This window comes from Streptomyces sannanensis (genome assembly GCF_039536205.1).
GTDB classification, from domain to species: domain Bacteria; phylum Actinomycetota; class Actinomycetes; order Streptomycetales; family Streptomycetaceae; genus Streptomyces; species Streptomyces sannanensis.
In genome coordinates this window covers 7,403,354-7,409,353 of record NZ_BAAAYL010000001.1, presented here as the reverse complement: position 1 = coordinate 7,409,353, position 6,000 = coordinate 7,403,354, and the positions used below count along the sequence as shown (strand labels likewise).

8 protein-coding genes and 1 pseudogene are annotated in these 6,000 nt (G+C 68.3%); 5 read left to right on the top strand and 4 right to left on the bottom strand.

The annotated features are described in order from the left end of the window. Positions 1 to 2: 2 nt before the first annotated feature. The 4 genes and pseudogenes from ABD858_RS34540 to ABD858_RS34525 all read right to left on the bottom strand — a co-directional run bounded on the left by ABD858_RS34540 (position 3) and on the right by ABD858_RS34525 (position 1,013). Positions 3 to 146: a hypothetical protein gene (locus tag ABD858_RS34540; protein ID WP_345033579.1), complete on the bottom strand. Its 144-nt coding sequence runs from the start codon at positions 144 to 146 to the stop codon at positions 3 to 5. 128 nt (positions 147 to 274) lie between these two features. Next, positions 275 to 451, bottom strand: a complete 177-nt coding sequence (locus tag ABD858_RS34535; RefSeq protein ID WP_345033580.1) for a hypothetical protein — start codon at positions 449 to 451, stop codon at positions 275 to 277. A gap of 64 nt (positions 452 to 515) precedes the next feature. Next, positions 516 to 668: pseudogene (locus ABD858_RS34530) on the bottom strand (DUF1048 domain-containing protein); the annotation flags it as partial. A gap of 150 nt (positions 669 to 818) precedes the next feature. Continuing rightward, the gene (locus ABD858_RS34525; RefSeq protein ID WP_345033581.1) at positions 819 to 1,013 is read right to left on the bottom strand and encodes an amino acid permease; all 195 of its coding nucleotides are present in this window, start codon (positions 1,011 to 1,013) and stop codon (positions 819 to 821) included. 712 nt (positions 1,014 to 1,725) lie between these two features. On the opposite strand from ABD858_RS34525, the gene ABD858_RS34520 reads away from it, so the two are divergent. From ABD858_RS34520 to ABD858_RS34500, 5 genes are all read left to right on the top strand, one after another. After that, positions 1,726 to 2,184, top strand: coding sequence for a hypothetical protein (locus ABD858_RS34520; RefSeq protein ID WP_345033583.1), 459 nt, complete (start codon positions 1,726 to 1,728; stop codon positions 2,182 to 2,184). 1,014 nt (positions 2,185 to 3,198) lie between these two features. Further along, a complete protein-coding gene (locus ABD858_RS34515; RefSeq protein ID WP_345033584.1) occupies positions 3,199 to 3,402 on the top strand; it encodes an RlpA-like double-psi beta-barrel domain-containing protein in 204 nt (67 codons plus the stop codon). A 13-nt stretch (positions 3,403 to 3,415) separates the two neighbouring features. Further along, positions 3,416 to 4,036 carry a cell wall protein gene (locus ABD858_RS34510; protein ID WP_345033585.1) on the top strand — a complete coding sequence of 207 codons (621 nt, stop codon included), beginning with the start codon at positions 3,416 to 3,418 and terminating at the stop codon, positions 4,034 to 4,036. A 36-nt stretch (positions 4,037 to 4,072) separates the two neighbouring features. Beyond that, entirely contained in the window at positions 4,073 to 4,972 is a 900-nt protein-coding gene (locus tag ABD858_RS34505; RefSeq protein WP_345033586.1) for a MauE/DoxX family redox-associated membrane protein, read from the top strand. Between the two features lie 243 nt (positions 4,973 to 5,215). Further along, the gene (locus ABD858_RS34500; protein WP_345033587.1) at positions 5,216 to 5,791 is read left to right on the top strand and encodes a CAP domain-containing protein; all 576 of its coding nucleotides are present in this window, start codon (positions 5,216 to 5,218) and stop codon (positions 5,789 to 5,791) included. Positions 5,792 to 6,000: the final 209 nt, after the last annotated feature.

The following is a 6,000-nucleotide window of genomic DNA, read 5'->3' as shown; positions in this document are numbered from 1 at the left end:
CCTTACACACCCAATCTTAACTGGCCGTTGAGGTAGACCACGGGGATGCCGGAACCGCCGGTGTCGGTGACGGCCAGGGCCGTTTCGTCGACCGGCACCATGCCGGTCCACTTCGAATCGGTTGAGGAAGCGCTGTTGTTTGCCATGTTCCACCTGGTTGTGTGAGTGTGCCTGGTTCGACTCCTCCGGGCCTTGCCGCGTGGATCGCTGGCTCTTGGACCTGATTGCCTGTTCAGGTGCTGTTTCGGAACTCGGATTGAGTGATCGTCCGTGCCTACGCGTCAGGCGCGTCGTCCTGGGGAATGGTGTCGAGCGGCCAGCCGCCGGAGACCTGCTTTCCGGGGGCGTTGCCGGCGTTGGCGTGGCTGAGCCAGGTCTCGCCGGCCTGCTCGACCACCTCGGTGGACGGGATCTGCGACGGCTTCTGGTGGCCGGTCGGCCCGCGTCTCATCGCGCTGCGCCGAGGTGAACGAACCGCGCGTGCGGGTTACGCCCGCTGGCATGGGGCGGCGGTGTTACGTCTCGGTCGTGCCGGGCTCCCGGCTGATGGATTCCCGGTAGACGTCCGCATAGGTGCGTGAGTCCTTGACCAGGTCGTCACAGAACGCGGCGACGTCGTTGCCGATGAGTTCCAAGACCCCCTTGCCCGCGCCGACGCCCTCCGCGAAGCGAAGGACCTCCGCGCACCACGAGGTGCACCATCGTGCAGCATCTCCGGTGGGCGCCCTGCCCGCGGACCCGGGACCGAGGGCCCAGGCTCCGCAGCGGCGGCTACCTCATCGGCCCCGGCTCCGTAGTCGGCGGGGGCTCGTACGTCATCACCGCAACGCCCCGATCCTCGACCTCCCCAGGTGGCTGTAGAACAGGGCAAGGAAGGCGACGGCCAGGTAGGTCGCGCGAGGGATCGTCCGCTTCGGCTCCCGCGCCTCCTCCGAGTAGATCGCGGTGCCCTCGAAGCCGATGAACGCGCCGAGGACGAGCACGAACATCCCGCCGGCGCCGGCGCCGAACACCTGGCCAGCCGAGGCACCCGACGACGGCCACCGCGGCCAGCGCCCACAGCGGCCAGGGAACTGTCACACCGGTGAGGTCGGCCAGGGCGTTCCGCGCGAAGTAGCCGAACGCCCCGTAGAACCCAGTGCAGATCGCGCAGTACGGCAGCAGCGCGACCAGCGCTCCCCCGACGCCGACGGGCTTGGCCAGGCCTCGGCATCGGCGCCGCGGCGCTCCACGACTCGATTTGCTGGAACCGCCCAACCCGCAGCGGAACGTCATCGTCCGCCGAGTTCATGCCAACGCTACGGCGTGAGCCAGCCAAACGCCCTCTGACATGCTGCCACTGACACCCACCCACTGGCGCCAAACCGGCACATCGCATACACGCAGCCGCGCAGCAGCTGCTCATCGTCGCCGTTCATGCCGTTCAGCCTTCCAGCCGCCATCGACAACGCGGACTTGCCCGCGGTCGCCCTGGGCTTCCCGTCGACGCGGAGGATCACCTGCTGCGGGTGCTGAGAAGACCGCTGGAGGTACAGGCCGACTGCGCCAGTGGCAGGCCGGCTCCAGGCCACCGCGTTCGCAACTGTCCCCCGAACAGTGCACTCCGTAATCCGGTTAGCCGCATCTGGCCCTCTTGCGGTAGCTGACTGTGCCTCGATGTGGGAGATCTGTCCGGTAACGCCCAACCATCCCTCGACGCCCTCCGTGAGAGAGGAAGTCCCGCCCATGACTCCGATCCCGGTCAAGCCCGGCAAGTACAAGATCCACGCCCACATCATCGGTCCCACCAGCGTGCTGACCGCCACCGAGTACGCCGTCAAGCACGGTGCCCCCGTCATCACCGACCGCTTCAACCCGCTCCCGATCGAGCAGGAGTGGGTCATCGACCACCTCGAGGCCGGGCAAGAGCCCGAATCCGCGTCACCGTACGTGATCCACCTCGCCTACCACCCCGCCGCAGGCCTCGTCGTCCCCGAGGACAAGCTCTGGGTCAACAGCGTGTCGCGCACCGAGTGGGCAAAGTTCACCTTCGAACGGGTCATCGGCGGAGTCAAGATCCTTTCGGACAAGGGCCTCAGCCTGCGCGCCGGACACCGCGGCGCCCAGATCGAACTCACCCAACCGAAGCCCGAATTCCAGGAGACCTGGACCCTGGAGTACCTGGGCCCGATCGCCACGGAGTAACACGGGACCATGGGGTGGCCGGCGGTCGCACCGTCGGCCACCCGATCCCGTGTTGAACTCGCCTGCGTACACCTCGAGATGTCCGAATGACCGCTGCGAGATCAGGAACTTCCGCCTGCCGGGTGCGATGTGGAGCGTCGGTCAACTCGCTGCGCCGCACCACGCGGTGCCCAGTCGTGCTGTTCTGGTCGAACAGGTCCGCCACGTTGAGAGCCAGCGCTGCCCCGATGCGGCGCAGCATACCGATGCCGGCATTGGCCTGTCCGCGCTCCAGCCGGCTGAGGAACCCGACTGGCCTGGGCTGCTTCACCCAGTGCCCGCAGTGACATGCGCCGCATCACGCGGTACTCGCGGATGCGGGCGCCGAGCGCCTCGTCCGCCAGGGTTCCGGCGTCGGTGCTGGTCGCGGAGTCGTCAGGGTCCGGTCGCTCGGTCATGAGAAAACACCTGATTCGATTTCAGCAAACATTTCGTTCGCTGGCGTGACACGGATCTACGCTGGCGTGACCTGGAGCACAAGGGCCGATCTCCGCGAGGTAATCGGAACGTGATCTGGGCGGTGGCCGCCACGGTGCGGGCGAGACCCGGAGCGAGGCGCACCGCAGGCAGTACAGACACAGAGACGGGGCCGGCCCCTCACGGAGGGGCCGGCCCTGTCGGCCGTTCGGATCAACAGTTCTTCAACGGCCTTCTGGCCAACGCGCGTAGACGCACGCATCATGGGAGTGCTGTGTGCGCAACAACCTTCAAGGCAATTTGTCATGAGCACGACATCAGCCAGAGGGAGGCGGCACGATGGCTTGCGGATCGACCAGCCTGTGGGCCGGTGAAACGAGCTGGTTCTGTTGCGGATCCGCGTGGGGTCCGTGCGGCAGCGCAGGTGGCGGCGCCTGCGGCAACTGCCGGTCCAGCGCGAATCACGGCGCCTGGCCCAACGCGTCACAGGCATGCTGGGACATCACCCGGCCCGACCTGTGCGGCGAGAACATCCCCAGACGCGGCTGCGGCGCCGTGATGAACGTCAGGCACCAGTGCTCCGGCGCAACCGTCTGCATCACGATCACCGACTGCGGACCGCGCACCAAGAGCTGGTGCGGCGAGGCCACCTGCTGCAACGGCGCCTGCCGCACCAACCGGGTCCTGGACCTGACCCCGGCCGCCTTCTCGGCCATCGGCAGCCTCAGCTCCGGCAAGCTGCCGGTCTACATCTACGAGTGAGGAGGCATTTGACGTGACGTACCGTCAGAACAACAACAACGGCGGGCTGGGCCGCCGACGCTTTCTCACCACGGCCGCCCTCAGCGGCGCAACCATCGTCGGCGCGACCGCCCTCGGCGGTATCGACGCCGACGCGGCCTTCGCCTCCGAGCCGTCGCTCGACCCGGCGATCCCCACATCGTCCTTCGTGGAGGGTCGGATCACCGGCATCACCGGCAGTGTGCTTCAGGTCGGGGGATCCTACGGCGACCACTCCCGGGTCCAGATGACCAACGCCACCAGCGTGTGGAAGGTCCGGCCCACCACCGCCGCCGAGATCGAGATCGGTGACGGGCTCTACGCGCGTGGCGTCCCGATGCCGGACGGTACCGTCGCCGCCGACGCGGTGTGGGTGAACATCGTGAACATCGACACCCAGATCCGCGGCATCGCGAAGAACCGACTGCACCTCTCCCACGGACAGCACGAATTCATCGGCCACGTCCTCCCGGACACGACGAACGCCTCCTACGCGGGCCGCGCGCTCACCTCGGACCTGTCCCGGCTGCGTATCGGACAGAGAGCCCAGGTGCTCGGGGCCTGGCGGCCGTCCGACGACTCCGTGGACATCGTCCGTGTCTCCGTCGGGCACTGACGTCCGCATCACAGGAGGGAGAAGGATGAGGCAAAGATGCTCTCACTGACAACGGGCCTGGTACCGCTGGTCCTTGCGGGCCTACTGGGGTGGACCGGCTCGGTCAAGCTCTTCAACCGTGACACCGTGCGCCAGGCACCCAAGACGGCGCTGGCCCGCATACTGCGCAGCAGCGAGCGGGCGGCACTGGTGCTGCGTGCCGTCGGCGCAGTCGAACTCCTGGTCGCCGTAGGGCTGCTGGCCCTACCCGCGAACCCGGTGCCGGGCACGGCCACCGCCGTCCTCGGGGCCGGATTCCTCGGCTATCTCGGTTACGGCCGGGCGCTGGCCCCGGAGTCCTCCTGCGGCTGTTCGGCGAACGAGGACACCCCGATCACTTGGCGCGCGTTCGCGCGCGCCACGGTGGTCCTCGCAGGCGGCGCGACAGCGGCGGCGAACGGCGCCTGGTGGTCCACGATCACCGAACAGCCCGGCGGATCGCTCGTGTTTCTGGCCGTCGCCGTGTTCGTACTGGTGGCGCTCTCGGTCGATCTCGACCGGTGGTGGCTGCTTCCCCTGCGCCGACTGAGGCTACGAGTCTGCGGGCATCCGCTCTTCGGCAGCGAGCCGGCAGACCGCGTGCCCGTCGCCGCCAGCGTGGAACTGCTGGAGCGCTCCCTCGCCTGGCAGACCGCCTCCCCGGTGGTCCGGTCGGGTCTGCTGGACCACTGGGAGCAGGGCGGCTGGCGCATCCTCCTGTACTCGGGTGTGTACCGGACACGGGAGAGCGCACAACCGGTGTCCGTGGTCTTCGCCCTGGACGCCACCGCCAGCCGCGACACCCCCGGTGATCCCGTGATCCGCGTCAGCTTCGTCGACGCGGACAGCGGGGAACCAGTGGCGCAGGAGATGCTGAACGCCGTTCCCCCACGCAGGGCTCTGCCGACGGTCGGCTGAGCAGCTGAATCACCGGGCTCCGGCTCCAGTGGTTCGCCGGACCAGCGCCATGTGGCTCACCGCCCCCTGCTCACGTCCTCGCAGGCGGCGGTGAGCCGTTCGTCGCCGCGGGTACTGCAACCGCATCTGGGGGTCTGGGTCGACGCGTTCCTCGATCGGTCGCGGCAGCCCGGTGGCAAAGTCGGCGTACTGCAAACGCGGGACCGCGGCGCAACCTCTTCCTGAGGAGTGCGTTGGCAGGGTATGACCACATCTCACCCCCGGCGGCGCGCGCGGCGCATCGCCGTTGCCGTATGCGCCCTGACGGCCACGCTCACGGCCATCGCTCCGACCGCCTCCGCGGCGCCCACTCCGCCCGCCGCGCCAGCCACGACCACTGCGGAAGCCGCACGGGAGTACTACCCCAACGTGGACTGGATCGTGTGCGAAGTGAACAAGACGCGGAAGGCGAAGGACCTGCCCGGGCTACTGGTCTCCGACCAGGCGTCCAACGTGGCGCGCAGCCACACGCAGGACATGTCCCGGATGGGCAAGCTCACCTCTGTCGGGAGCGACGGCCGCGACCTGCGCACCCGGCTCTCGGACGCCGGCATCTTCTCGAACTACATCGCCGAGTACATGTTCTACGGCTACAACCACGACGGATACTTCGCCGACATGGCCACCGACCCAGACCCGCACAACGCCTTCTACAAGGACTTGATGAGCGCCGACATCGCGGCCATCGGCATCGGCTACCACAACCGCTACTGGGACGTGGACCTCGTCGGCCCCCACCGCCGGCTCGACACCCGCCCCGCTGCCTGCACCGGCGAGTAGCAAAAGGCCAGGCGCCCGCACCCCACTCGACGCCTCGTCCGGCAGCCACCGGGCCGCCAGGAACAGCCCCTGGGGAAGGGACGGACGGATTTCGCAGCAGGCGCATGACGCGGATGCCGCGGCCTCGGTAAACCACCCGCCCCCAGCCGACCCGACCTCTGAGAAGGACTGCGGCAAGCTGCGGGGCCGTGGTATGCCTCGGATGAATT